Here is a 1,133-nt window from a genome sequence, read left to right as displayed (position 1 = left end):
CATGATCGGGTTGGCGGGTGACCCGGGTCATGACCGGATCACCCGCTGCGGCGGAAGCCCGTACACCCCTTGGTATGAGTCCGTGGTTGAGCAAGGAGCTCCGTCGCATCTTCCATAGCCCGAACGGTTGCCAGGGTTCGACCCCGCACCAGCAAGGAAGGGATCAGAGGATGACACAAATTGCGTTTAATGTCGGCATCGATGTGGCCAAGGATCGACTGGACGTGGCCATTCTGGAAACAGGGGAGTTGTTCACAGTCGACAACACCGAAGCCGGTTATGCGGCGTTGGTCGAGCGGCTGTCGGACAACGAGATCGGTGCCATCGGTGTTGAGGCGAGCGGCGGCTATGAACGCGCTGTACTCAAGGCGCTGTGGCAAGCAGGACTTCCGGTGCGTCGCATCAATCCGCACAGGCTGCGCCAGTTCGCGCGTGCAGCCGGCATCAACGCCAAGAACGATCGCATCGATGCCCGTTTGATCGCCCGCTTCCTGGCGACGCTACCGGTGCATCCGGTGGAGCTCGATCCAAGCCTGCAACTGGTGATCGAACTGGTCACGGCACGGCGCCAGCTCCAGGCCGAGCTCAGCCGCGTCAACAATCAGGCCGAGCACGTGCGCGATGCTGCTCTCAAGCGCCTGGCCAAGCGGCGTGCGACCCGGCTCAGTGCCGATATCCTGCTACTCGACAAACGCATTGCCCAAGCAATTGCGGCCGATCCCGCTCTGGCTCAGCGCGACCGCCTGCTGCGTTCCACTCCCAGCGTCGGTCCGGTCCTGAGTGCCACACTGATCGCGCTGCTACCCGAACTGGGTCGCCTGTCCAACCGGCAGATCACCGCCCTGGTCGGGCTCGCCCCCTATGACCATGACAGCGGCAAGCTCAAAGGCAAGCGATGCATTTGGGGTGGCCGCGAGCCTGTCCGCAACGTCCTCTACATGGCCGCGCTCAGTGCCGGAGTTCATAACCCCGTCTTCGCCGCTTTCCGCCAGCGGCTGCGCTCCAACGGCAAGGTAGCAAAGGTCGCCATCGTCGCCGTCATGCGCAAGCTCATCACAACCCTCAACGCTATGGTGCGCACCAACAAACCCTGGAATCCGGCTTCCGTTTGAAGCACGGTTGCTCAACCGTCT

The 1,133-nt window shown here is 62.7% G+C and carries 1 protein-coding gene; it reads left to right on the top strand.

Annotation, left to right across the window (positions count from 1 at the left end; all coding sequences use genetic code 11):
- Nucleotides 1–86 precede the first annotated feature (86 nt).
- A complete protein-coding gene (locus AC0L2M_RS34570; RefSeq protein WP_473537264.1) occupies nucleotides 87–1,112 on the top strand; it encodes an IS110 family RNA-guided transposase in 1,026 nt (341 codons plus the stop codon).
- Nucleotides 1,113–1,133 lie beyond the last annotated feature (21 nt).

Source organism: Mesorhizobium sp. WSM4806 (assembly GCF_055811635.1).
This window is presented reverse-complemented; position numbering and strand designations above follow the sequence as displayed.